Source organism: Streptomyces sp. NPDC047917 (genome assembly GCF_043204345.1).
GTDB classification, from domain to species: domain Bacteria; phylum Actinomycetota; class Actinomycetes; order Streptomycetales; family Streptomycetaceae; genus Streptomyces; species Streptomyces sanglieri.
Window position 1 is genome coordinate 629,429 of sequence record NZ_JBIDCA010000004.1, and the last position, 24,866, is coordinate 654,294.

General features: G+C 72.1%; 24 protein-coding genes. 15 read left to right on the forward strand and 9 right to left on the reverse strand.

The features are described from left to right. The first annotated feature begins 287 nt into the window (after positions 1-287). The 5 genes from ACGF8B_RS12615 to ACGF8B_RS12635 all read left to right on the forward strand — a co-directional run bounded on the left by ACGF8B_RS12615 (position 288) and on the right by ACGF8B_RS12635 (position 8,489). Complete coding sequence (locus ACGF8B_RS12615; protein WP_392737354.1) at positions 288-1,274, forward strand: hydroxyacid dehydrogenase; 987 nt, start codon at positions 288-290, stop codon at positions 1,272-1,274. A 148-nt stretch (positions 1,275-1,422) separates the two neighbouring features. Further along, a complete protein-coding gene (locus tag ACGF8B_RS12620) occupies positions 1,423-2,517 on the forward strand; it encodes a LacI family DNA-binding transcriptional regulator (RefSeq protein WP_392737356.1) in 1,095 nt (364 codons plus the stop codon). A gap of 156 nt (positions 2,518-2,673) precedes the next feature. After that, a complete protein-coding gene (locus ACGF8B_RS12625) occupies positions 2,674-4,074 on the forward strand; it encodes a M60 family metallopeptidase (RefSeq protein WP_392737358.1) in 1,401 nt (466 codons plus the stop codon). Between the two features lie 23 nt (positions 4,075-4,097). Further along, positions 4,098-6,542 (forward strand): polysaccharide lyase 8 family protein, encoded by a 2,445-nt coding sequence (locus ACGF8B_RS12630; RefSeq protein ID WP_392737359.1) that lies wholly within the window; start codon positions 4,098-4,100, stop codon positions 6,540-6,542. Between the two features lie 36 nt (positions 6,543-6,578). After that, the gene (locus ACGF8B_RS12635) at positions 6,579-8,489 is read left to right on the forward strand and encodes a DUF2264 domain-containing protein (protein WP_392737361.1); all 1,911 of its coding nucleotides are present in this window, start codon (positions 6,579-6,581) and stop codon (positions 8,487-8,489) included. Here ACGF8B_RS12635 and ACGF8B_RS12640 read toward each other — a convergent pair whose 3' ends face one another. The 7 genes from ACGF8B_RS12640 to ACGF8B_RS12670 all read right to left on the reverse strand — a co-directional run bounded on the left by ACGF8B_RS12640 (position 8,490) and on the right by ACGF8B_RS12670 (position 15,015). Beyond that, positions 8,490-9,053: a GAF domain-containing protein gene (locus ACGF8B_RS12640; RefSeq protein ID WP_342279766.1), complete on the reverse strand. Its 564-nt coding sequence runs from the start codon at positions 9,051-9,053 to the stop codon at positions 8,490-8,492. It abuts the gene before it with no gap. Between the two features lie 20 nt (positions 9,054-9,073). Then, positions 9,074-9,667 (reverse strand): ATP/GTP-binding protein, encoded by a 594-nt coding sequence (locus ACGF8B_RS12645; RefSeq protein ID WP_392737442.1) that lies wholly within the window; start codon positions 9,665-9,667, stop codon positions 9,074-9,076. Between the two features lie 316 nt (positions 9,668-9,983). Then, positions 9,984-10,355 carry a DUF742 domain-containing protein gene (locus ACGF8B_RS12650; RefSeq protein WP_124720608.1) on the reverse strand — a complete coding sequence of 124 codons (372 nt, stop codon included), beginning with the start codon at positions 10,353-10,355 and terminating at the stop codon, positions 9,984-9,986. Positions 10,356-10,357: 2 nt separating this feature from the next. Next, a complete protein-coding gene (locus ACGF8B_RS12655; protein WP_392737363.1) occupies positions 10,358-10,792 on the reverse strand; it encodes a roadblock/LC7 domain-containing protein in 435 nt (144 codons plus the stop codon). Between the two features lie 7 nt (positions 10,793-10,799). Then, entirely contained in the window at positions 10,800-12,794 is a 1,995-nt protein-coding gene (locus ACGF8B_RS12660; RefSeq protein WP_392737365.1) for an ATP-binding protein, read from the reverse strand. Positions 12,795-13,228: 434 nt separating this feature from the next. Further along, a complete protein-coding gene (locus ACGF8B_RS12665; RefSeq protein ID WP_392737367.1) occupies positions 13,229-14,476 on the reverse strand; it encodes an MBL fold metallo-hydrolase in 1,248 nt (415 codons plus the stop codon). A gap of 98 nt (positions 14,477-14,574) precedes the next feature. Then, positions 14,575-15,015, reverse strand: a complete 441-nt coding sequence (locus ACGF8B_RS12670) for a PPOX class F420-dependent oxidoreductase (protein ID WP_392737369.1) — start codon at positions 15,013-15,015, stop codon at positions 14,575-14,577. A gap of 161 nt (positions 15,016-15,176) precedes the next feature. On the opposite strand from ACGF8B_RS12670, the gene ACGF8B_RS12675 reads away from it, so the two are divergent. The 5 genes from ACGF8B_RS12675 (at position 15,177) to ACGF8B_RS12695 (ending at position 17,761) form a co-directional block, all read left to right on the forward strand. Further along, positions 15,177-15,740, forward strand: a complete 564-nt coding sequence (locus tag ACGF8B_RS12675; protein ID WP_392737371.1) for a carboxymuconolactone decarboxylase family protein — start codon at positions 15,177-15,179, stop codon at positions 15,738-15,740. A 160-nt stretch (positions 15,741-15,900) separates the two neighbouring features. Continuing rightward, positions 15,901-16,146, forward strand: coding sequence for a hypothetical protein (locus ACGF8B_RS12680; protein ID WP_392737372.1), 246 nt, complete (start codon positions 15,901-15,903; stop codon positions 16,144-16,146). A 65-nt stretch (positions 16,147-16,211) separates the two neighbouring features. Beyond that, positions 16,212-16,409 (forward strand): hypothetical protein, encoded by a 198-nt coding sequence (locus tag ACGF8B_RS12685; protein ID WP_392737374.1) that lies wholly within the window; start codon positions 16,212-16,214, stop codon positions 16,407-16,409. Between the two features lie 14 nt (positions 16,410-16,423). Continuing rightward, positions 16,424-17,035, forward strand: coding sequence for a hypothetical protein (locus ACGF8B_RS12690; RefSeq protein ID WP_392737376.1), 612 nt, complete (start codon positions 16,424-16,426; stop codon positions 17,033-17,035). Positions 17,036-17,170: 135 nt separating this feature from the next. After that, positions 17,171-17,761 (forward strand): TetR/AcrR family transcriptional regulator, encoded by a 591-nt coding sequence (locus ACGF8B_RS12695; protein ID WP_259932004.1) that lies wholly within the window; start codon positions 17,171-17,173, stop codon positions 17,759-17,761. Positions 17,762-17,840: 79 nt separating this feature from the next. On the opposite strand, the gene ACGF8B_RS12700 is transcribed toward ACGF8B_RS12695, so the two are convergent. Further along, positions 17,841-18,842 (reverse strand): DUF6745 domain-containing protein, encoded by a 1,002-nt coding sequence (locus ACGF8B_RS12700; protein ID WP_392737378.1) that lies wholly within the window; start codon positions 18,840-18,842, stop codon positions 17,841-17,843. 126 nt (positions 18,843-18,968) lie between these two features. After that, the gene (locus ACGF8B_RS12705) at positions 18,969-19,295 is read right to left on the reverse strand and encodes a hypothetical protein (protein WP_392737379.1); all 327 of its coding nucleotides are present in this window, start codon (positions 19,293-19,295) and stop codon (positions 18,969-18,971) included. Between the two features lie 192 nt (positions 19,296-19,487). Here ACGF8B_RS12705 and ACGF8B_RS12710 point away from each other — a divergent pair, with 192 nt between their 5' ends. From ACGF8B_RS12710 to ACGF8B_RS12730, 5 genes are all read left to right on the forward strand, one after another. Continuing rightward, entirely contained in the window at positions 19,488-20,444 is a 957-nt protein-coding gene (locus tag ACGF8B_RS12710) for an STM4015 family protein (protein ID WP_392737381.1), read from the forward strand. Between the two features lie 6 nt (positions 20,445-20,450). After that, positions 20,451-21,422: an STM4015 family protein gene (locus ACGF8B_RS12715; protein WP_392737382.1), complete on the forward strand. Its 972-nt coding sequence runs from the start codon at positions 20,451-20,453 to the stop codon at positions 21,420-21,422. Beyond that, positions 21,403-22,557, forward strand: coding sequence for an STM4014 family protein (locus ACGF8B_RS12720; RefSeq protein ID WP_392737384.1), 1,155 nt, complete (start codon positions 21,403-21,405; stop codon positions 22,555-22,557). The genes ACGF8B_RS12715 and ACGF8B_RS12720 overlap by 20 nt, the downstream gene beginning before the upstream one ends. A 127-nt stretch (positions 22,558-22,684) precedes the next feature. Then, positions 22,685-23,500 (forward strand): STM4013/SEN3800 family hydrolase, encoded by an 816-nt coding sequence (locus ACGF8B_RS12725; RefSeq protein WP_392737444.1) that lies wholly within the window; start codon positions 22,685-22,687, stop codon positions 23,498-23,500. Then, entirely contained in the window at positions 23,497-24,861 is a 1,365-nt protein-coding gene (locus ACGF8B_RS12730) for an STM4012 family radical SAM protein (RefSeq protein WP_392737386.1), read from the forward strand. Before ACGF8B_RS12725 ends, ACGF8B_RS12730 begins: the two co-directional genes overlap by 4 nt. The last annotated feature ends 5 nt before the right edge of the window (positions 24,862-24,866 follow it).

The window sequence follows — 24,866 nt, forward strand, 5'->3', positions numbered from 1 at the left end:
TTAGTAAGCGGTTAACCCAAGCGTCAAGAGATCCGGGCAAAAGTCGTTGAGTCGCGATGTACCGGCGACTGAATCCAGTACCTCGAAACCATAAATAAGGCATGGAACCGGACAGTTGAAACGGACGAGAGCTTGACGGTCGACCATCACGCTCCCTAGCGTGCCGGTCATTCCATAGAACGCGATTACTGTCCGGAGGCAGGGTGCGAACCACCGAAGAGGCACCGGCACATCCCGGTAGCGATGCCGCGACACCGTCCCCGCGACGGCCGCGCACGCTCCTGGTCATGAGCCCCGGGCTGCTCGACGACGTCTTTCCGCCACCGGTCCGGGCCCGCCTGGAAGAGACCGCCGACCTGCGGAACCCGTCCGTGATCAGCGAGTTCGACTCCCCGGAGGCCTCGGCCGCTCTGAGCTCGGCGGAGGTGCTGCTCACCGGCTGGGGCTGCCCACCCGTCGATGCCGAACTGCTGGACCGGGCGCCCGCGCTGCGTGCCGTGATCCATGCGGCCGGCACGGTGAAAACGTTTCTGTCCCCGGTTGCGTTCGATCGCGGGATCGTCGTCTCGTCGGCCGCCGCCGCCAACGCGGTGCCGGTCGCCGAGTTCACCCTGGCGGCGATCATCATGGGCGCCAAGCGGGTGTTCCCGCTGGCCGGGCTCTTCCGCACCCGGCGCACCCACCGCACCGGCGCCGACCTCGACCGGCAGCACTGGCTCGGCACGCACGGGCTGACCATCGGTGTGGTCGGGGCCTCCCGGATCGGCCGCCGGGTCATCGAACTGCTCCGGGTGCTCGACGCCGAGGTGCTGCTCCACGACCCCTACGTCGATGCGGCCGAGGCGAAGCTGCTCGGCGTCACGCCGACCGACCTCGACACCCTGGTGGCGACCAGCGACGTGGTGACCGTGCACGCCCCGGACACCGCGGAGACCCGCGGGATGATCGACGCCCGGCGGATCGGCCTGATGCGGCCCGGCACTCTGCTCGTCAACACCGCGCGCGGCCGGCTGGTGGACACCGAGGCGCTGACCGGGCACCTGGTCAGCGGACGGCTGGACGCGGTCCTCGATGTGACGTCGCCCGAACCGCTGCCGGACGGCCACCCGCTGTGGGACCTGCCCAACGTCTTCCTCACCCCGCACCTGGCGGGCGCCCAGGGCAACGAGGTGGGACGGCTGGGGGCGCTCGCGGTGGACGAGCTGGTCCGGTACGCGCACGGCACACCGTTCGACCACCCGGTGCACCGGGACGACCTGGGGAGGATCGCGTGAGTGCCGCCGCCCGTGCGGGCACGAAGTCCACAGCCTGCGCTTTCGGCCGACGCGGCGGGCGTACGTGATGGGCGGCGCGACGGGGCGGCGTCCGCCCGGAGGGGCACTAGGCTCGGCGTCACACAACAGCCACCAGGGGGTGAGCCGGATGCGCCGGCAGAGCACAGCCGCGGACGGACAACGGCGGGCGACGGTCACCGACGTCGCACGGCGCGCAGGCGTCTCGACGGCCACGGTCTCCCGCGTACTGAACCGCAACTACCCGGTCGCCGAGGCGACCCGGGAGCGGGTCGAGTCCGCGATGCGCGAGCTGGGCTATGTCGTCAACGCGCACGCCCGCGCCCTGGCCGGCGTCTCCAACCGCACCGTCGGGATCATCGTCAACGAGGTCATCGACCCGTTCTACGCCTACATCGCGCGCGGTGTGGAGCGGGAGGCCGCGCTCGGCGGACGGCTCTGCCTGGTCTGCTGCACCCAGGGCGACCCGCAGCGGGAGCTGGCCTTCATCGATCTGATGCACGAGCGCCGGGCGGACGCGGTGGTCGTGGTCGGCGGCTCCATCGCGGACCGGGGCTACACCACCGAGCTGGCCCGCCGGGCACGCGAGCTGGACGCGGGCGGATCGAAGCTGGTGCTGTGCGGCAGGCCGCCACTGGGCGAGCAGGCCCCGACCGTCGCGGTCGAGTACGACAACGAGGGCGGCGCCTTCGCCATCACCGACCACCTGCTGATGCAGGGCCACGAACGGATCCTCTACCTCGGCGGCCCGCCCAAGCTCTCCACCACCCGCGACCGGCTGGCCGGACACCAGCGGGCGCTGCTGCTGCGCGGCATCGACGCGGATCCCGATCTGGTCCGCCCCGGCGCCTTCAGCCGCAACTTCGGCTACCGGAAGATGGCCGAAGTGCTGCGGGACGGGACCGGCTTCACCGCTGTCTTCGCCGCCAACGACATGGTGGCGGCGGGCGCCGCGCAGGCGCTGGAGGAGGCCGGGATCCAGGTGCCGAAGGACGTGTCCCTGGTGGGGTACGACGACATCCCGGTGGCCCAGGAGCTGCGACCGCGGCTGACCACCGTCCACGTCCCGCTGGAGGAGATGGGACGCCAGGCCGTACGGCTGGCCGTGAGCGGCGGGGACGAGGACGACTGGCGCGAACCCACCACGGGGGCGCTGCGGCTCGGAACCCACATCGTGGTACGCGATTCCGTTGCGCCGAGGGCCGGCCGCTCCACCCGGAAGTGACCGGTTACTTCCCACCTGTCCACAGTCGACCATAGTAAATCGCAGTAACTTCGTACCCCCTCTTGCCTCTGAATAGCAACCGCTTACATGCTGGCGCCGAGCAGCACCGTTCCGCACGCTTCCGCCCCTCACTCGTTTTCGCAGGGAGAGTTCCGCATGCGCATGCCCACAGACTCCGCCGGCTCCTCCACCGCTCCCTCCGCCGCCTCCGCCACCGTCGGCCGGCGCTCCGTTCTCGCCGCGGCCGCCGGGGCCGGGGCGGCGATCGCGCTCGGCGCCGCCTCCGGAACTGCCCGGGCCGCCACCCCCGCAACCGCCCAGGGGCACCCGGCGGGCCCCCCGGTCAGGCTGACCGTGACCGCCCGGCCCGCCGCCGAGGCCGAACGGCTGCGGCTCGGACAGGCCCTGCGGGGTTCGGAGTTCCAGCCCACCGGCCTGTACGTCCCGGCCGGCGTGCCCCTCTCGCTCACCGTCCAGCCGCACGACGGTCTGCTGCCCACGCTCTGGATCGGCGCCTGGGACTACTACGGTGAGATCACCGAGCCCCGCAGCCATCCGCTGACCGCCGGGGCGAACACGGTCACCGACCCGCACGGCGGCCCGGTCTACCTCACCCTGACCGGGCGCGGCGAGCGGGCCGGTGTGGTGGTCCGCTCCGGTGCCGTCCCCATGCCGGTCTTCACGCTGGGGCACACCTCGGAGGCCGGCTACCAGCGGCAGCTGGACACGCTCACCGCGTCGCCGTACGTCGAACTGCACGCGCCGCACACGATCATGACGCTCTCTCGCGAGGGCGCGCTGCTGTACCGCGACGAGGACCACGCCGCGCTGCTCGGCCTGGTCGAGACGATCATCGACTCGCATGCCCGGATCAGCGGCCTGGACGGCTCCAGGCCGGTGCACCGGCGCAAGGCCGGGCCGTACCACTTCACCGAGGTCAGCAAGGTGCCCACCGGGGTCGGCGCCTACGCCACACACGGCTACAACGGCTTCCCGCGCGCCTACCTCGACCGGGCCACCACCGTGGAGGGACTGCGCACCCGGGGCTGGGGCCTTTACCACGAACTCGGCCATCTCCACCAGCAGATGGCGTACAAGCCGGGCGGCCTGACCGAGGTCACGGTCAACATCTACTCGCTGGCCGCGCAGCGCACCCTGAAGCAGCCGTCCAACCTCCTCACCGTCGACCCGAAGACGGGACTCACCTACTTCCAGTCGGCGCGGCAGAAGTTCGGCACGGCAGGTCTGACGTACGAGAAGTCCTTCGGCGCGTACGAGAAGCTCGTCCCGTTGCGCCAGCTGGAGCTCGCGTTCGGCGACGACTTCTGGCCCCGGATGCACAAGCTGGTCCGCGAGGAGAACCCGCAGTCCGACTACACCGAGAACGACAAGCGCTACCGGGCCCTCGCGACCTGCTCCAGCCGGGTGGCGGGCTACGACCTCACCGACTTCTTCGTGAACACCTGGGCGTTCCCCATCGACGCCACGGGCCGTGCCGAGCTGGCCGCGCTGAACCTTCCGAAGCCGCCCGTCGACCCGTCCACACTGGCCGACTGACCGCAGAGACAAGGGAGTTCACCGTGAACCTCAGCAGACGCACCCTGCTCGCGGCGACCGGCGCCACCGCCGTGACGGCCGCGACAGCCGTGCCGGCCGTCATGACAACGGCCGGCACGGCGCACGCCGCACCTCTCGCGGACGCGTCCATCGGTGCCGGTGCCGCACCCGCCGGCTTCGACACACTGCTCAAGCGCGCCGAATCGCTGCTCACCGGTGGTGGATTCGACCCGGCCGACCCCGACTTCACCGACGCGGTATCGGCCCTGGACACCACGGCCGGGGACCTGTGGGACACCCTCGACCGCGGCGCCGGCCGCACCGCGCTCTGGCCCGACCTCGTCCCGCTCACCGACCCGGGCAACTTCGGCCAGAGCTACACCCGGCTGCGCACCCTCGCGACCGCCTGGGCCACCGAGGGCACCTCCCTCGCCGGGAACGCGCAGGTGGCGGACGCCCTCGTCGCCGCACTGCGCTTCACCCACGACACCGCGTACAACCCGGCCAGGCGCGAGACAGGAAACTGGTGGTTCTGGGAGATCGGCGCCCCGCGTGCGCTGATGGACTGCTCCGTCGTCCTGCGCGACCGGCTCCCCGCGACCGACCTGGCGGACTATCTCGCGGTCGTCGACCGTTTCTGCCCGGACGCGGACCGCCGCACCAACTCCCCCGCACTCCCCGAGACCGGGGCGAACCGCACCGACAAGGCCGTCATCGTGGCGTTGCGCGGGCTGCTGGGACAGGACCCGGCCAAGCTCGCCTCGGCCCGCGACGCACTCTCCGACGTACGCGACTCCGGCCGCAACAGCCTTTTCCGGTACACGAGTTCGGGTGACGGCTTCTACGAGGACGGCTCATTCGTCCAGCACGACGTGGTGGCCTACACCGGTTCGTACGGCATCGTGCTGCTCAGCGGCACGGCGTATCTGCTGGCCCTGCTGGCGGGGTCCGAGTGGGCGGTGGCCGACCCGAGGGTCTCGGTGATGTACGACGCCGTGGAGCGGACCTTCGCACCGGTGATCTTCGACGGGCTGATGATGGACTCGGTGCGCGGCCGGGCGATCTCCCGGGAGCGCGCCGGTGACCACCGAGACGGTGCGACGGCCCTGGCGGCGATCCTGCTGCTGGCGTCCGGAGCGCCCGCCGAGTACGCCACGCGCTGGCGGACGCTGGTGAAGGGCTGGCTGAGCCGCAACCGCACCACCCCCTTCGAGGGACTCGCGACGCTGCCCCAACTCGCCCTGGCCAAGGCCGTCCTGGACGACCGGACCGTCCCGGCCGGACCACGCTCCACCGGCAGCCGGGTCTTCGCGGACATGGACCGTGTCGTGCACCGCCGCCCCGGCTGGGCCTGCGCCCTGTCGCTCTCGTCGAAGCGGATCTCGGCGTACGAGGCGGGCAACGGCGAGAATCTGCACGGCTGGTACACCGGCGACGGCATGACGTATCTGTACGACGGCGACGATCTGGGGCAGTTCAACGACGGCTTCTGGCCGACCGTCGATCCGTACCGCCTGCCCGGCACCACGGTCGACACCCGGCAGCGGACCGATCTCGGCACGGGCTCCGGCACCTCCACCTACCGTCCGGCCAACAACGTCGCGGGCGGTGCCGTGCTGGACGGCCGGTACGGGGCCGCCGCGATGGAGGTGATCGGCGGCCAGGGCACCACTCTGCGGACCAGGAAGTCGTGGTTCCTGCTGGACAACGCGGTGATCGCGCTCGGCGCGGGCATCACGGCGAGCGACGGCCGGCCGGTCGAGACCATCGTCGAGAACCGCAATCTGGGTGCGGACGGACGGCACCGGCTGCTGGTCGACGGCGTCCGCCAGCCCGTCGAGCAGGGCTGGAGCGGCACGTTCGGCCAGGCCCGGTGGGCGCATGTCGAGGGAGTGGGCGGCTATGTGTTCCCCGGCAAAACCGCGCTGCACGCCCTGCGCGAACAGCGCACCGGCACCTGGCGGGCCATCGACACGGGGGCGGACACGGGCGGCAGTACCGACCCCGTCACCCGCCGCTATCTGACGCTCTGGACGGACCACGGCGCCTCGCCCACCGACGCCCGCTACGCCTATGTGCTGCTGCCCGGCGCATCGGCCGCGGCGACCGCGGTCTGGTCGGCGTCCCGGCCGGTCCGGATCCTCGCCGACGACAGCGCCGCGCAGGCGGTGGAGGTGCGCCGGGCGGGGCTGACCGCGGTGAACTTCTGGGGCGCCGGAACAGTCGCCGGAATCACCTCGTCGGGCCCGGCATCGGTACTGGTGCGGCGCCACGGCCCGCGCATCCGGGTCGCGGTCGCCGACCCGGGCCGCACGCTCACCACACTCTCGGTCGAACTGCCCTTCCGGGTGAGGGCAGTGGCGACGGCCGATGACTCGGTGAGCCTCGTACCCGGCCGCAGACCCGTGCTCACCGTCGCCGTCGGTGGCTCCCGCGGCCACACCCACCGAGCCGAACTCGTCCCTTAGCCCACCCCCGCATCACCCACGAGGAGCAGCACCACCATGTCCGTCGCACCGCATCTGCACCTGCCGCCGCCCGACCGGCTCCTGTCGTCACGTACCGGCTGGACCCGGGCCCACTGGGAGGCGACCGCCGACCGGATGCTGGACGCGCTGGTGCCGTACGCGACCCCCGGCTTCGCCCAGTACCGGCTGCCCGGCCGCGGCAGCTGGTCGGGGGTCGTCTCGGACGGTCTCGAAGGCTTCGCCCGGTCGTTCCTGCTCGCCGCCTGCCGGATCGCGGGCGCGGGCGGGGCGGTCGACCCCGCGCTGATCGAGCGGTACGCGGCGGGGCTGACCGCCGGCACCGATCCCCGGAGCGGGGAGGCGTGGCCGAAGCTGACGGACTGTTCGCAGCAGATGGTGGAGGCGGCGTCGGTCGCGGTGGCGCTGCACGAGACCCGGCCGTGGATCTGGGACCGGCTGGACGCCCGGGTGCAGGAGCGGGTCGTCGACTGGTTCTCGGGGTTCGTCGGCGGGCGCACCTGGGACAACAACTGGCGGCTCTTCCAGGTGGTGTCCGAGCAGTTCCTCGCCTCGGTCGGCGCACCGTACAGCCGCTCGGACATCGAGTCGAACCTGGACAGGATCGAGGACTGGTACGTCGGTGACGGCTGGTACACCGACGGGGACGGCCGGAACTTCGACTACTACATCGGCTGGGCGATGCATCTGTACCCGTTGCTCTGGTCGCGGATGGCGGGCGCCGACGACGGCGGCCGGACGGAGGTCTACCGGCAGCGGCTGCGCAGGTTCCTGGAGGACTATCCGCACTTCTTCGGCTCCGACGGCGCCCCCGTCCACCAGGGCCGTTCGCTGACGTACCGGTTCGCAGCCCTGGCACCGGTGTGGATGGGGGCGCTGGCCGACTGCACCCCGCTGGCGCCGGGGCTCACCCGCCGGCTCGCCTCCGGCACGATGCGGCACTTCGCGGAGCGCGGTGTGCCGGACGAGCGGGGGCTGCTGACGCTCGGCTGGTACGACACGTTCCTGCCGAGCACCCAGCCGTACTCCGGTCCAGCCTCGCCGTACTGGGCGAGCAAGGGCTTCCTCGGGCTGCTGCTGCCGGCCGACCACGAGGTGTGGACGGCGCGCGAACTCCCGCTCCCGATCGAGGAGTCCGACCAGTACACCGCGCTGCCGGCCACCGGGTGGCTGCTGCACGGCACCCGTGACGACGGCATCGTCCGGCTGGTCAATCACGGCAGCGACCACAATCCGCCGTTCGACGAGGCGGCCGACCCGGCCGAGGGCACACACGATCCGCACTACGCCCGGTTCGGGTACTCGACGGCGACGGCACCCGAGGCCGCCCCGCACGCCGTGGCCCGTTCCATCGACGGCCATCTGGCGCTGCTGGCACCGGACGGCACCCCGTCGCCGCGCAGCCGGATCCATCCGCTGCGCTGCGAGGACCGCGTCGCGGCGTCCTGGTACGCGGCGCGGCTGCCCGGCGACGACCATCCGTACCGGATCGAGACGACGAGTGTGCTGCACGGTCCGTGGGAGATCCGGGTGCACCGGGTAGAGGCGCCCGAGGGGGCGGTGGTGCGTGAGGGCGGTCACGCGGTCGCGCATGCGCGGAGCCCGTTCGCCCTGTCGGGCCCCGACTGGGCACTCGCCCGCACGGCCGACGGTCTGAGCAGCGCCCTGATCGCGCTGCACGGCTGGGACGGCGGGGCGGAAGGGGCCGCGGTGGCACGCGATGTCCAGTCCAACGCGTACGGACCGCATTCGGCGATTCCGTACCTTCGCAGCGGGCCGCACCCCGGCGGGCGGAGCATCCATGTCTCGCTGGTCGCCCTCTCCCGGGACGCCGTGCACCCGGAGGCGCTGCGCGATGCGGTGCGGGTGCGTGCGGGTGCGGACTCGGTGGTGCTGACCTTCGTGGACGGTACGACGGTCGAGGTCTGATCAGATTCCGATGCCGTTGCCCTCCCGCTGGTCGATGTGCCCGACCAGCTCCATCGCCAGGGACTTGATCGTGTCGAGCCCCTCCCTGCCCCACGGGCGGGGCACGGTGTCGACCGCGCAGACGGCGCCCAGGGCGATGCCCGTGCGGTCGATGAGGGGTGCGCCGAGGTAGGAGCGGATGCCTATCTCGTCGACCACCGGGTTTCCGGCGAACCGCGGGTAGTCGCAGACGTCCTCCAGGACGAGCGCCTTGCGCCGTACGACGACATGCGGGCAGTAGCCGCGATCGAGCGCCACATACCGGCCGCTGCGGCTGCTGCCCGCGGCGGCGGCACCGAGATCGGACCCCTTGTGCGTGCCGGCCGGGGTGTGCAGACCGGCGAAGAACTGCCGGTTGCCGTCGATGAAGTTGACCATCGAGAAGGGCACCTCGGTCACCTCGGCCACCCGGTCGGCGAAGGCGTCGAAGTTGTCGAACGAGGCGTCGGAGCGCTCGCCGAGCCCGAGTGTCCTCAGCCGCCGGGTGCGGACCAGGGCATCGCCGTCGACGGGCGTGAGCAGCATGCGGCCGTTGTGGTTCCGGATCACGGGCGGGCTCCGAAGCCGGTCAACGGGGCCGGGGCCGAGGTGGCGTTGATCAGGTGCTGGACCAGTGTGACCAGGGCCCCCGTGCCCGAGCTGGCGATCCGGGCGTCGCAGAGCACCACCGGGACGTCCGGGCCGAGGTCGAGCGCGGCCCGGATCTCCTCCGGTGCGTAGCGGTAGGCGCCGTCGAACTCGTTGACCGCGACGATGAATCCGATACCGCGCCGCTCGAAGAAGTCGACGGCGGCGAAGCACTCGGCGAGCCTGCGGGTGTCCGCGATCACGACGGCTCCCAGCGCGCCCTGGGAGAGTTCGTCCCACATGAACCAGAAGCGTTCCTGGCCCGGGGTGCCGAACAGATAGAGCACGTGCTGCTCGTCGAGGGTGATGCGGCCGAAGTCCATCGCCACGGTGGTGGCGGTCTTGGACTCGATCCCTTCGAGACTGTCGGTCGCGGCGCTGACCTGGGTCAGCAGCTCTTCCGTGCTGAGCGGTGCGATCTCGCTGACCGCACCGACGAACGTCGTCTTGCCGACCCCGAACCCGCCGGCCACCAGCACCTTGAGCGCGACGGGAAACCCCTCAGAGCCCATGGGACCGCCGACGTCGCCGCCGGGATCGCCGTGCCCCGGCTCGGGCTCGTGGCTCGGAGCATCGTCATGGCCCTGGGTACCGCTGTGGTCCAGGGTGCCGCCGTAACTCCGTGCTTCCCCGTAGCCGTGCACATCCCCGTGGTTCCCCGGGTGCCCGTAGCTCTCCGGGCCGCCGTATCCCTCGGACCGGCCGTGGGTTGCGTGGCTCCCCTGACTTCCGTGGGCTGCCCGTGCTGCCCGGGTTCCGTGGCTTTCGTGACTTCCGAAACCTTCGGGGCTTGCGTTGTCGTCGTACGCGGCAAAGCTGCCGAAGCCGTCAGAGCTGTCGTCGTAAGCCATCGAGCACTGCCTCCAGCAGAGATCGGTCGGTGGGCATGTCGTGGAAGGCGGGTGGGTGCGCGGTCACAGCCCCGCAGTCGACCAGGTCGGAGACGAGCACCTTGGTGACGACCGCGGGCAGCCGCAGATGTGCGGCGATCTCGGCCACCGAGGTGGGGCCGCCGCACAGCCCCAGCGCGACGGAGTGCTCGGGACCCAGATGCGTCTGCGGCTCGGTCCCCGTGGCCATGATCAGGGAGAGCAGATCGAGCACGGTCGTGGGGCGGGTCCGGCCGTTGCTCACGGTGTACGGGCGGATCAGCCGGCCGGCCGCGTCGTCGAGCAGTGGCCCGTCCTGCGGGACCGACACCCTCACAGCCCCATGGCGCCCGGTGTCCCGGCCGCTTGTCTGACAGGCGTCATCAGATAGGGCCGGACACTCTTGACCAGCATCGTCATCTCGTAGCCGAGCACCGCCGCGTCGGCCTCGCGGCCGGCGAGCACGGCGAGACAGGTGCCGGAACCGGCGGTGGAGACGAACAGCAGGGTCGAGTCGAGCTCGACCACCACCTGCCGTACCTCGCCGCTGTCGCCGAAGCGCGCACCCGCGCTGCGGCCGAGCGAGTACAGACCGGCGGCCAGCGCGGCCATGTGGTCGGCGCTGTCGGCGTCCATGCCATGAAGGGATTTCACCAGCCCGTCGGCGGAGAGGAGAACCGCGCTGCGTGTGTACGGGACGCGCTGGACCAGTCCGCCCAGCAGCCAGTCGAGGTCCGAGACCTGACCGGACGGCATATCGGTCGCCATGGTGCATCTACTCCTTGGAGGTGTTCGTTTCGAGGGGTTCGTCGACCGGGGCCGCGTCCTGGGCCGGGCCCGAGGGGTACGGGGTGGCGGTCCCGGTGAGTCCGCGTACCGGCAGCGGTTCGAGCGGGACGCCGGGCTGCCAGGCCTGCGGGTCCGCCGCCGCCCCGGGGCCCGTCTCCGTTTCCGGGGCGGTGTCGGCCTCGGCTTCGCTGCGGGCCTCGGCGAGTTCGATGCCGCGCCGGAAGGCCGCCATGAGTCCCGGGTCGTGCAGGGCCTGTTCGTCGTCGCTGCGCGGGGCGGGTGCCTCCCTGAGCTGCGGGACCAGGTGCTCCTGGTTGGCGCGCCTGGGCAGTTGTGGCCGGCCCATGGTGCCGCGCACGACTCCGGGTTCGCGGTGCGGGGCGTCGGGGACGCCGTCCGCGATCCGGAATCCGGGGACGGCCTCGGCCGGGGTGGGCCGGTCGGGGCGCTCGGCCCGCAGCGGGAGCGGTGGGGCCTCGCCCCGACTGCCCTGGCCGCCCTGTCCCTGCTGCGGCGGCTGGTGCAGGCGCAGTGGCTGGCTGGGGACGTAGGGCTGGCGGACGGTGTTCGTCTGCGGCCCCGGCGCGGTGCCCGGACCGGGGTTCAGGCCCGTGTTCGGCGCCGGGTCGGGGTTCAGGCCCGGCGCCGGGGCCGGCATGTGGTGGCCGGCCCTCGCGCCCTCGGCCGGTGGGCGGTGTACGGGGCCCGGGGGCGGGACCGGGGCCGAGCCGCCCTCGGCCGGAGCGTCCCCGTCCACGCCGAGCAGGGACTGCGGGAGGACGAGTACGGCCTGTGTGCCGCCGTAGATGTTGCTCTGCAACCGGACGGCGATGCCGTGCCGGCGGGCCAGCGAAGCAACGACGAACAGCCCGATCCGGCCGTCCTGGAGCAGATGGGCCACATTGACCTGGTCGGGGTCGGCGAGCAGGGCGTTCATCCGCTTCTGCTCGTTGCCCGGCATGCCGAGCCCCCGGTCCTCCACCTCCAGGGCCAGTCCGGCGGTGACCTGCTGGGCGCGCAGCAGCACCTGGGTGTGCGGGGCGGAGAAAACGGTCGCGTTCTCCACCAGTTCGGCCAGCAGGTGGATCACGTCCGCCACGGCGTGGCCGCGCAGTGTGCCGGCGATCGGCGGCACGAGCTTGACCCGTGGGTACTGCTCGACCTCGGCGATCGCCGAGCGCAGGACCTCGGTCATGGTGACCGGGTTGCTCCACTGCCGCCGGGAGACGGCGCCGCCGAGGACCGCGAGATTCTCGGCGTGCCGGCGGATGCGGGTGGCGAGATGGTCGACGTGGAAGAGGCCCTTGAGCAGATCGGGGTCCTCGACCTCGTGCTCCAGCTCGTCGAGCAGCTGGATCTCGCGGTGCACCAGCGACTGGAGCCGGCGGGCGAGATTGACGAAGACCTCGACCTTCTGGTCCTCGCCGGAGTTGTCGGAGAGCCGGGACGCCTGGACGACCGCGGCCACGGCGGCCTCCTGCTGGCGGCCGAGTTCCTGGGCGAGCAGTTCGAAGGCGTCGCTGCCGGGCGCCGAGGGTGGCGCGGGCCTGCGCGCGGACACCGGTTCGCCGTTGCGGAGCTGTTCCACCACCCGCTGCAGTTCGGCCTGGCCCTGGGCGCTGGTACGGCGGAGCGCCAGACAGCGTCCGAAGACGGTGGTGGCGACGCGGTTGGCGGCGAGGTACGCGGCCAGGACCGCGGAGAGCGCCAGCGCCCCGGCGACGCCCAGCGCGATCCAGAGTTCGCCGGAGAGCCGGGCGCCGGAGCGGGCGGTGAAGATGACGGCTGCGGCTCCGCTCAGTACCGCCACGACGGTCGGCAGTACCGCGGTGCGCAGGAGTTGAGGGCGTATACGCGCCTCGGGGGACGGCTGGGCGGCGCGCGGCCTGGCCGTGGCCGAGTGGGAACGGGCACCGGGTCGGCCGTGCCGTCCGCCCTCTCGGCGTTCCGGTCGCGCTTCGGGTGCGCGAAGTTGAGACATCATTGTCCTCGGTACGTGGGGCACCAGGAATCGGCGTTCATGCGGTGGCACCTACGGTGGTCGGTCAGGCTCGGTTCATCGGTCGGGCAGGCTCGAAAGTTATGAGCCCACCGTTGATCACCGGCCACACACGGTAGTCGTCAATCACGCGAGTGCGGCGGGCAGTTGTCGAACTTGCCCGCCATCCGTCCCGCTCTGGTATGACCGCTCGTACAAGAGACCGATTACTCCGCATTGACACCTGACCGGCCGACACCCGAATGGCCGATCGGAATGAGCCCATGAGCACACGAAACGGCTCGGCCCGTCCGGTCGTGCCGGACGGGCCGAGCCGTCTGAAATGTGCCGCGCGTGTCCCGTACGCGGCGGTCCGGATGCCGTTCCCGTACCGCCGGGTCGGCCGGCCGCGAGCCGTACGCCGCGATCGGGGGGTGCTACGCCGTCGGCGCCACCTCGGCGTGGCCGGCCTCCGCCGCCGCGTCGTCCGGCGCCCGGCCCGTACCGCCGGCCGGGTCGGTCGACAGATCCGTGATCCGGGCCGCCGCCGCGGGCCGCTGCTCGACCGGCTGCGGTGCCACCGCGCGCCACCAGGGCTCGGCGGGAACGGTCCGCGCGGTGGGCTCGAAGGGTTCGCCGGGCAGCGGCAGCGCGACGCGGGCGCCCGCGTCCTGTGCGGCGGCGAGGGTGCCCTCGCCCGGCTCGGCCCACGGGTGCGGGGCGAGGTTGAAGGTGGCCCAGTGGATCGGCAGCATCGCCCCGAGCGGCTCGCCGCCCTGGAGGTCCAGATGGGCCTGCATGCCCTCGGCCGGGGTCATGTGGATGTCCGGCCAGTACTCGGAGTAGGCGCCGATCTGGATCATCGTCGCGTCGAACGGGCCGTGTTCGGCGCCGATGTCCTTGAAGCCCGGGAAATAGCCGGTGTCGCCGCTGTGGTAGATCCGGTGCTCGGGGCCGGCGACGGCCCAGGACGCCCAGAGGGTGTGCTGCTGGTTGCGCAGGCCGCGTCCGCAGAAGTGCCGCGCCGGGGTGGCGGTCAGGCTGATCCCGGCGATCTTCGTCGTCTCGTTCCAGTCGAGCTCGCGCAACCGGTCGGGGGACACGCCCCACCGCTCCAGGTGGGCGCCGACCCCCAGCGGGACGGCGAACACCGTGCCGGTACCGGCGAGCGCGCGGATCGTCGGCAGATCGAGGTGGTCGTAGTGGTCGTGGGAGATCACCACCGCGTCCACCGGGCCGAGGGCGGCCAGCGGCAGCGGCACCGGGTGCAGCCGCTTGGGCCCGGCGAAGGCGAAGGGCGAACAGCGCTCGCCCCACACCGGGTCGAAGAGCACCCGACGGCCGTCGATCTCGGCGAGCACACTGGAATGGCCCATCCAGGTGAGCCGCAGCCCCGTGGCCGGGGTCTCGGCGAGGTCCGCGTAGGTGGTGGCGTGGACGGGCACGGTGCCGACCGGGGCCCTGCGTACCCGCTCCTCCTTGCGGAAGTAGACCTTCGCGAACTCCAGGGTGGATCCGGACGGCCTGGTCCGCGCCCCCACCGGATTCCGGAAGACGCCGTCGGCGAAGTTGGGCGAGCGGCGGATGCGCTCCATGCGGGCACCACCCGGGTCTGCGCCGAATGCGGCGGGGCGCAGCGAACGCAGCCGGGTGCGGAGCGGAGGCAAGGGGTCGGCGCCGGTCAATGCATCTCCTGGGGAAATCGGTGTCGTCTCATTATGGGCGGGGGTACCACGGTGCGAGAGCGGAGCGTCCGGGGAAGCGGCGGCCGGAGCGGGCCGGGTCAGCCACGCGGCTGCCCGTACACGTGCTCGATACGCAGTCGCAGCACGATGCGCCGGTCCCGGACCATCGCGCTGCGGTAGTCGTCCCAGTCCGGGTGCTCGCCCCGGAGGTCGCGGTAGAGCGCGACGAGCTCCTCGACCGTCGCGTCGTGGGGATCGGCGGCGACCGGGGACAGCTCGGCGGTGGCGTCCACGGCCGTCCACGCCCAGCGGTCGGCACTGGTGACGTGGTAGCCGGCCCGGGGGTCGCGGCGGAGGTTCTTCGTCTTCGCCCGGTCCTCGGTGACCGAGACGCGGACGATGCGCTCCCGGCGGTAGTAGAAGTGGTTGACGTTGGACAGCTGGGGCCTGCCGTCCCGCCTCAGTGTCACGAGCACTCCGCCGTTCTCCTCGGCGAGCAGTCCGAGCAGTGCTTCCTGCCGTGCGTCGATTGCCGTCATGCCGGATCCAACGTCCGTACCCCCCGCAGGATTCCGGAACCGGCCGGACCGCCGTGTCACATCCGGGGCCCCCGCGTACGTCGCACCGGTGGAAACCGCCCGTCCGGCGGTGTCCGCAAGGCCGCCGGACGGCACCCGAGCCGTTTCGAAGGAGACCGGCCATGACCGCCCGAATCCCGCTCGACCCGCCCCGCACCCTCCTCTTCCGCGCCGTTTCCTGGTACTCGAACCGGACGTACGGCAAGGTCATCGACCCGCTCCGGGCCGCCGCCCATCACACCGGGGTGCTGTGGGCCGGTGCCCGTTTCGAGCTGTCGGTGGGGCGCTGGAAGAAGCTGGACCCGCAGCTCAAGGCGCTGGCCGTGATGTCGGCCGCGGCCACCGTCGGCTGCGGCTGGTGCATGGACTTCGGCTACTGGGAGAACCACCGGCACGGCATGGACCCGCGCAAGCTGCGCGATGTGCCGGTGTGGCGGGAGAGCGAGGTGTACACCCCGCTGGAGCGGGACGTCCTGGAGTACGCGGAGGCGATGAGCCTCACCCCGCCGGAGGTCGGTGACGAGCCGGCCGGGCGGCTGCGGACCGCGCTCGGCGAGGCGGCCTTCGTGGAGCTGACGACGATGGTCGCGGTGGAGAACATGCGCTCCCGGACCAATTCCGCCCTCGGGCTGACCAGTCAGGGCTTCAAGGACCGGTGCGAGGTGGAGCGTCCCGCCGGCCGCTGACCCGGCGGCACGGCCGGAGTTTCCGACCCGGTTCCCCGGTCGGTGCGGCGGGTAGCTACCATGGCAGCTACCCGCCGGTCCGCACCCGGCTCCGATCTGCCATGTTCCTGACAGTCTCACCTCACCACCCCCTGAGAACCCGCGAGTTCACGAGGTGAGAATGAGACGGACCAGATGGATGGCGCTCTGCGCCACCGCGCTCGCCACCGCCCTTGCCGGTGGAACACTGCCCGCTGCCGCCGATGCCGCCCCCGCCTTCGCCGATCCGTCCGCACCCCCGGCAACGGCCGGCCGGGGCGGCACCGTCACCCTGCTGACCGGAGATGTGGTGACGTACTTCGGTCATGGCAACGGCGTGCAGATCAGCTCGATCGTGCCGGGAGCCGGGCGTGAGGGCATGGGCTGACGCTCTTCCAGCAGACGACCCGCTACCGCCCGCCGGCGGAGCAGACGCTGCACTTCTCCCCCGGTGTGGAGTGGACCACGGCGACCTTCCACTACCAGTACGGCATCGGCGACCGGGTCTATCCGCTCGGCACCCTCGTCGGCACGCCCACCGTGTACCGCGCGGGCGGTGACTACCGGGACGACTGGATGTCCGCGCCCTCAACCCGGCGCTCGGGAGACAGGCCGGAGCCGCCCAGGTGGTCAGGGAGGGCGACAGACTGAGGGTGGGCCTTGCGGTGTTCTCCGACGCGGCCTGGCACCGGGCCGAGACCGCGCCGGGCGCGGACAGCGGGAGCACGCTCCTCGCGGACGACAGCGGAAAGGTGCTGGCCCGCAATGCCGCGCCGGGCCGCGCCACGTTCGACCTGCCGCGACGGCAGGGCTGGTACCGGCTGACCGTCGATGCCACCCGTACGTCGCCCGACCCGGTGACCTGGATGCTCGGGACCAGGGTGACCAGCGAATGGCGGCTGCGCTCCGGCCACGAGGGGCGAGCCGCCCCGGCCCGGTTGCTGGACCTCGACTACCGGCTCCCGCTCACCGGTGAGAACGCTGCCGATCCCGGAAAGCCGCTCGGCTACACGGTCGGTCTCACCGCGCAGGGGGAGCGGCGGACGTTGCCCATCGCCTCACTGAAGGTCTGGTACGCCACCGACGGCACCGGCTGGAAGCCGGCCCCGGCGGCCCGTGGCACCGACGGACGCTGGAAGGTCACCGTGCCGGCGCTCGGGACAGCCAAGGTCGATCTGCGATCCACCGTCACGGACGCCTCGGGTGCGTCGCTGACCGAGACGCTCACCGACGCGTACGACTCCGGTTGTGCCGACATCTGGTGCTCCCCACGCTGACGGCCCGGTCCGGCATCGCGAGTGCCGTTCGGACAAGCTGAGCAAGAGGGGCGGGGCCGTGCGCGGCTCCGCCCCCGCTCTTCCCGTGATTGGCATATTCGCTAGGGTGGCGCCGTGGCGAGAGTGCGGTTGAGCGTGGCGGAACGACGTGAAGAGCTCCTGTGCGCTGCCATCGAACAGATCGAGGTACGGGGGGTCTCGGCGGTCCGGATCGCCGATGTGGCCGCCGTGCTCGGCGTCAGCAACGCACTCGTGCTCTACCACTTCTCGACCAAGGAGAAGCTGGTCGCGGCCGCCTTCGCCCATGCCGCCGAGGCGGACCTCGCCCAGCTGCGCAAGGTGCTGGGCCGCCGCACCAGCGCGGTGCGGCGGCTGCGCGCCGCCGTCCGCTGGTACGCGCCGACCGGGCAGGCCAAGGGGTGGCGGCTGTGGATCGAGGGCTGGGCCGCCTCGCTGCGCGACCCGGCGCTGCGCAATGTGGCCGGCGACCTCGACCAGCAGTGGAAGGCGGAGTTGGCCGAGGTCATCGAGGAGGGCGCCGCCGCCGGTGAGTTCCACTGCGACGACCCGATGTCCGCGGCCTGGCGGTTGACCGCCCTGCTGGACGGCCTGGCCGTCCAGACGACGTCGTACGCGGGCCCGCTCTCCCGGGCCACGATGCTGGCCTGGACCGACGAGGCACTCGCCCGCGAACTCGGCATCGACCACGAGGCACTGACGGCCTGACTCCGGCCCGCCCCGGCCGGTGGGTCGTCGCGCGGTTCCTCGGCCGCGTGGCCCCGGCCGGCGGACCGTCCGGCGGCGCTCAGGTCTGACGCACGGGCGCGTACGCGTTGCCGTCGAGTCCGAAGGTCCAGGCCACACCGGCCTTGGCGGTCCGGGTGCCGGGCGGCACCCGCAGCCAGTAGACACGGTGCGTGCCGTCAGGCTCGGGAGTGGAGTTGACCACCTCGACCATCACCACGTCCTCGTCGCCGTCCAGCGCGATCCGCCACAGGACACCCGTCTCGTCACGGTGCACCGGCTCCGCGCCGGATTCGGTGAGGTAACGGTCGTAGCCGTAGAACTCCAGCATCACGCGGCGCAGTTCCGCGTTCTCCTCCTCGCGTATCCGCTTCGGAGTCAGGGAGCTCAGCTCTTCCAGGAACTCCGCGGGCACCGGCATGCCGCGCCAGGCGTAGAGGGCGAAGCCGTCCCGGTAGGCGAGCGCCGGGCCGTCCCCGCGGTCGAGCCGGCCCGCCTCGTCCCGGTACAGCGCCTCCGGCCGCTCGCTGATCACCACGGCACGCTCGTAGGGCCACCACCAGCCCGCGTGCCTGGCCACTTCCGCCAGGCCGTCGAGGCGGTCGCCCCGGCCGTCGAAGGCGGCGAGCCACGCCGCGTCGTGCTGGCCCAGCACCGCGTCGAGCAGCACCAGCCGGACGCCGGACTCGTCCTCGGGGCGATTCGAGAGGTCCGCGACGACACCGGCCCGGATCCGGTCGGCGAGCGCCGCGGTGGTCTCCCAGAGCTGGGCACCGGTGGCGGACCACAGCGCGGACCAGCCCGCCGGGCCCAGTTCGTCGTACATCCGGCGGCGCTCCTGCGCCCAGGGCCGGGTCCGTATCTCGTCACGCACCGAACGCCCGGCGTCCACGAGCTTCTCCACGGCCTCCACCGCGGCCCTGGGCGAGTCGACCCAGACGATCCGCTCCGGCTCGGCGAGTCCTGCGCTGCGGTAGGCGAGCCGCAGCCCCTCCTCGGCCGCGGCCCGGTCGGCCGCGCCTGTCGCCGCTGCCACGGCCCGCCATGAGTCCACGTACTGCATCGGTCTTCCCCGTCCCCAGTGTTCTGTGTGTTGTGTCTTGTGCGTACTGCGTCGACGGCGGCGCGCTGTGCGCCGCCGGACATCCGGTCCTCTGCCCGGTCTTCTGCCGCCGGGCCCCGCCCGCCGTCAGTCCGCGACGATGCGGACCGCCCCCGGCGTGTACTCCCGCTGGCGCACCACGCGGTACCAGCCCTTCGACAGCGGCATCGTCGCGTGCTCCTCGTGCACCACCCGTCCGCCCTCGGGGAGATGGAGCAGCATCGGCCCGAACACCCCCGCCTCCCGCATCAGCCTGCCCGGCCCCTGCACTGCGTGGGCATGCCCCGTGACCTCGCCCAGCGCGAGGACCATGCGCCCCCGGCCGTCCCTCGGCTCACCCGGCGCGTCCACGAGATGCGCGGGCACCGCGGACTCCTCCAACGACACGATCAGTACATCGCCCTGCCGGTACACAGACGTCTCCCCTCGATGGCCGCACCCGCTGTGCCGGCCACGCAGAAAACGCTACGGGGCAGGTCTGACAATCGGCCGGCGGGCGACCGGACCGGGCGGGCCCGTCGCGGTGGTCCCGGTCGCGCCGTTGTCAGTGCGGCTTGATAAACCTTGGGAACATCAGCCGTCCCCCAGTACCAGGAGCTCAGGGTCATGTCCGGTGTGGACCATCTGCACGAGTTGCTCGGCCTTCCCGCTGTCGATTTCCAGCACGCGTCGGGGGAGGCGCCCGTGCAGGCCGCCGATGCGGCAGCCTGGCGCATCTCGGTCGATCCGTACGACGACGATGCCGAGACGACCTGGGAGGAAGCCTTCAAGGCGTTCCTGGAGACGGTCGACCCGGCGGGGGTCCGGGCGCTGATCGTCGGTCAGTGGGGTGAGGCGTACGAGGTGAAGTCGTCGTACGCGATCGATCTGATCATCGCCGCGGCGGACCGGCTGACCTCGCTGGAGGCCGTCTTCGTCGGCGACATGACCTCCGAGGAGAACGAGATCTCCTGGATCGAGCAGTCGGATGTCACGGCGCTGCTCAACGCCTTCCCCGACCTGCTGGAACTGGGTGTGCGCGGCGGCACCGACCTGGTCTTCTCGCCCTCGAAGCACGAGCGGCTGCGTGCGCTGACCATCGAGACCGGCGGGCTGCCCGTCGGCGTGATCCGCGGCATTCTGGACAGCGAGCTGCCGGCGCTGGAGCGGCTCGACCTGTGGCTCGGTGTCTCCGCCTACGGGGGCGACACCGATGTGGCCGACCTGGCCCCGCTGCTCTCCGGCACCCGCTTCCCCCGGCTCACCCATCTCGGTCTGCGCAACAGCGAGGTGCAGAACGAGATCGCGGCGGCGGTGGCCTCCGCCCCGGTCGTCGCGCAGCTTCGCGTCCTGGACCTGTCGAACGGCACCATGGGCGACGAGGGCGCGGCGGCGCTGCTGGACGGCCAGCCGCTCACCCATCTCGAAAAGCTCGATCTGTACCACCACTTCATGACCGAGCCGATGGAAAGCCGGATCGTGCGGGCGCTGGAGCCGCACGGCGTGCGGGTCGATGTGTCGGAGCGCGAGACGCCCTGGGGCAACCGCGGCGTCGAAGGCCGCTACACCTCGGTCTCGGAGTGAGGCGCGATGACTGACATCGAGCATCCCGACACGTTCCACGGCCTGCCGGTCCATACCCTTCCCGGCCCCGGTCGGGCCTCCGGCGGCACGCTCCCGGACACCGGTTCGGTCGCGTGGCGGCTGGAGAGCGCCTGGCAGGGCGATCTGACGTTCGGCACGCTGTGGCAGCACTTCGTCGACACGGTCGACACCACCCGGGTGCGGGCCCTGCTGATCGGCCCCTGGTGGCAGGAGGAGTACGAGTCCTTCGCCCCGGTGCTGGATCTGCTGGTCGCTCACGCCGACCGTTTCCCGGCCCTGCGCGCGCTCTTCCTCGCCGATGTCGTCAGCGAGGAATGCGAACTGTCATGGCTGGAGATGTGCGACATCACCCCGGTGGTCGAGGCGTTCGGCGAGCTGGAGGAGCTGGCGGTACGCGGGGGCGGTGAGCAGAGCGGCGACCGCCCGTCGCTCGGTCTGCGACCGGTGCGGCACAAGTCGCTCAGGTCGCTGAAGTTCGAGTCCGGCGGGCTGCCGTCCGGTCTCGTGCGGGCGATCGGCGCCTCCGAACTGCCCGCGCTGGAGCGCCTCGAACTCTGGCTCGGTGTCACCGAGTACGGCGGTGACACCACGGTCGCGGACCTCGCTCCGCTGCTGTCCGGCGCGACGTTCCCCGCCCTGCGTCATCTGGGGCTGCAGAACAGCGAGATCCAGGACGAGATCGCGGCCGCCGTGGCCTCCGCGCCGGTCGTCGCCCGGCTGGAGTCGCTCTCCCTCTCGATGGGGACACTGGGCGACGAGGGTGCCGAGGCGCTGCTCTCGGGCCAGCCGCTCACCCATCTCGTCTCGTTGGATCTGCACCACCACTACATGAGCGACCCGTTGGTGGACCGTCTGCGGCAACTCCTGGGGCCGGACCGGGTGAACGGTGAGGTCGACGAGGTCGAGTACTGGGACCCGGAAGAGGACGACGACCGCTATGTCGCCGTCAGCGAGTAGTACGGCGGGCCCGGCGCCGCGCTTCGCCGTCGTGGGTGTGCCCGGCAACCGCCGGGTCACGCTCTTCCAGGACGCCGTGCGCGCCGCCGGGCTGCCCGCGGCGCGCGTCGTGCCCTGGCTGGAGGTCCTGCGCGGTGGCGTCTCCTTCCTGCCCGGCGAGACGGTGCGGATGGACTCCCCCGGTGAGGACACCGAGGTGGAGCGGCTGCTCCGCACCGTCGGGGATCCGGCCAGGGTCGAGGGGACCGCCCGCTGGTACGCCGGGTTCACCTCGGCCGTGCGGACGGTGGCGCGGGCGGCGGCGGCCGCCGGTGCCGGGCTGCTCGACGATCCCGACGATGTCGCGGTGCTGTTCGACAAGCGGCTCTGCCATGCCGTGCTGGACGGTGCCGGGGTCCCGGTCCCGGCGTCACCGACCTCGGGGGCCGCGGCCCCCGTGGTGCGGGACTGGGCGGACGTACGCGGACGGATGGCGGACCACGGCATGTCCAGGGTCTTCGTGAAGCTCGCGCACGGCTCGTCCGCCTCGGGGGTGCTGGCCGTGGAGACGGCAGGTCCGGGCCGCATCAGGGCCACCACATCGGTGGAGCGCGACGCGTCCGGCCGGCTCTTCAATTCCCTGCGGGTGCGCCGCATCACGGCGGAGCCGGAGATCGCGGCGATCGTCGACGCGCTCGCGCCCGACGGGCTGCACATCGAGCGCTGGCTGCCCAAGGCGACCCGGCACGGCCGGGCGACGGACCTGCGGGTCGTGGTGGTGGCGGGCCGGGCCACCCACGCCGTGGTGCGCACCAGCCACTCCCCCATGACCAATCTTCACCTCGGCGGTGAGCGCGGCGACCTCGAAGCCGTCCGCTCGGCCGTCGAGGCGGCGGGCGGCAGCTGGAGCGAGGCCCTGGCGGTGTGCGAACGGGCGGCCGCCTGCTTCCCGGACACTCTCTGCGTGGGCGTCGATCTGCTGCCCTCGACCGGCTGGCGGCGCTTCGCCGTCGGCGAGGTCAACGCCTTCGGTGACCTGCTGCCGCGCCTGACCGGGCTTCCCGGCAGCGGTGCCGAGGGACTGGACACGTACGCGGCGCAGGTCGCCGCCGTACAGAACAGAGCAAGGAACAACCGTGCAACCGCCACCGCCTGACACCGCGCCCGCCCCCGCGGGCTCCCGGAACCCGTACCCGAACGAGCCGGGCGCCGACGCGCCGGGCATGAACGGGCCGGACGTGAACGGACCGGACGCCGACGAACCGCGCGCGGGTGAGCCGGACATGAGCGGGATCGTGGGCAGCCACGACCTGCTGCTCGTCACCCTCGACACACTGCGCCACGACGTGGCGGTGGAGCTCGCCGCCGAAGGGCGCATTCCCCATCTGGCGCGTCATCTGCCGGGTGGTGTCTGGGAGAAGCGGCATGCGCCGGGCAGCTTCACCTACGCCTCCCACCAGGCGATCTTCGCGGGGTTCCTGCCGACACCGGCCGGGCCAGGACCGCACCCCCGGCTGTTCGCGGCGCGCTTCGCGGGCAGTGAGTCGACCGCCCCGGGCACCTTCGTCTTCGACACACCGGACCTGCTCTCCGGCCTCGCCGGCGTGGGCTACCGCACGGTGTGCATCGGCGGCGTCGGCTTCTTCAACCGGCGGCCGCCGCTCGGCTCGGTACTGCCGGGCATGTTCCAGGAGAGCCACTGGGAGCCGGAGTTCGGCGTGGCCTCGCCCACCTCCTTCGAGGCACAGGTGACGCGCGCCGAGCAGATCGTCGCCGGACTCCCGGCGGAACAGCGGCTGTTCCTCTTCGTCAATGTGTCCGCCCTGCACCAGCCCAACTGGTTCCACCGGCCGGGCGCCACCCGCGAGGCGGGCGACTCCCGCGCCACCCATGCCGCGGCCCTGGAGTACGTCGACGCCCACATCGGCAGGCTCTTCGCCGCCGCGAGCAGCCGCCGCCGCTGTTTCGCCATCGTCTGCTCGGACCACGGCACGGCGTACGGGGACGACGGCTACACCGGGCACCGGCTCGGTCACGAGTCCGTCTGGACCGTTCCGTACGCGCACTTCTTCCTGGACCCGGGGGCCACCGCACCATGAGCCGCACCACGACCGCCGCACCGGCCGTCCGGCCGTACCAGAGCTATGTGTACGCCTACCCGCACAAGACCGCCTACCGGCCGCTCGCCGACCGGCCGGACCTGCGCGGGCTGTGGGCGGGCGAGTGCAAGGACGCGCTCTCGCTCTACCTCCACATACCGTTCTGCGAGGTCCGCTGCGGCTTCTGCAATCTCTTCACCCGGATCGGTGCTCCCGACGAGCTGACGACCCGGTACCTCGACGCGCTGGACCGGCAGGCCACCGCCGTCCGGGACGCGCTGGGTGACGACGGGCCGGTACGGTTCGCCGCGGCCGCGTTCGGCGGGGGCACGCCCACGTTCCTGACCGCCGCGGAGCTGGAGCGGCTCTGCGACATCGCGGAGAAGCGGATGGGCGCCGATCTGCGGTCCGTGCCGCTCTCGGTCGAGACCTCGCCGTCGACCGCGACGGCCGACCGGTTGGCCGTTCTCGCCGACCGGGGGACGACCAGGATCAGCATCGGGGTGCAGAGCTTCGTCGAGGCCGAGGCGCGGGCCGCCGTACGCCCGCAGCGGCGGGCCGACGTGGAGGCCGCGCTGGACCGGATACGCGATGCCCGCATCCCGGTCCTCAACATCGACCTGATCTACGGCATCGACGGCCAGACCGAGGACAGCTGGCGCACCTCGCTGGACGCGGCGCTCGGCTGGCGGCCGGAGGAGCTGTACCTCTACCCGTTGTACGTGCGTCCGCTGACCGGGCTGGGACGGCTCGGTGCCGACGGCGAGACCGCGGCCGACGCGGCCTGGGACGAACAGCGGCTGCGGCTGTACCGCGCGGGCCGGGACCACCTCCTGGCGCACGGCTACGAGCAGGTCTCGATGCGGATGTTCCGCCGCGCCGACGCCCCGCGGGCGGACGGCCCCGACGACTACGCCTGCCAGACCGACGGCATGATCGGCCTGGGCTGCGGCGCCCGCTCGTACACCACCGCGCTGCACTACTCCTTCGACTACGCGGTGGAGATGCGGGAGGTGCGGGCGATCATCGACGGATACACCGCCACCGAGGACTTCTCGCGCGCGGAGGTCGGGCGGTACGTCGACGGCGACGAGGCTCGCCGGCGTCACCTCCTCCAGTCGGTGCTCCAGGCCGAGGGACTGCCGCTGGCCGACTACCGGGAGCGGTTCGGCTCCTCGCCGGCCGACGACTTCCCCCTCAATCTGGCCCGGTTCGAGGCGCGCGGCTGGCTCGACGCGTCGGCCGGGGCGTCCGGACTGCTGCGGCTCTCCCCCGAGGGCCTCGCCCACTCCGACGCGCTGGGCCCGGAGCTCTTCTCCCCCGGTGTACGCGCCGCGATGGCCGCGTACGAGCTGAAGTGAGTACC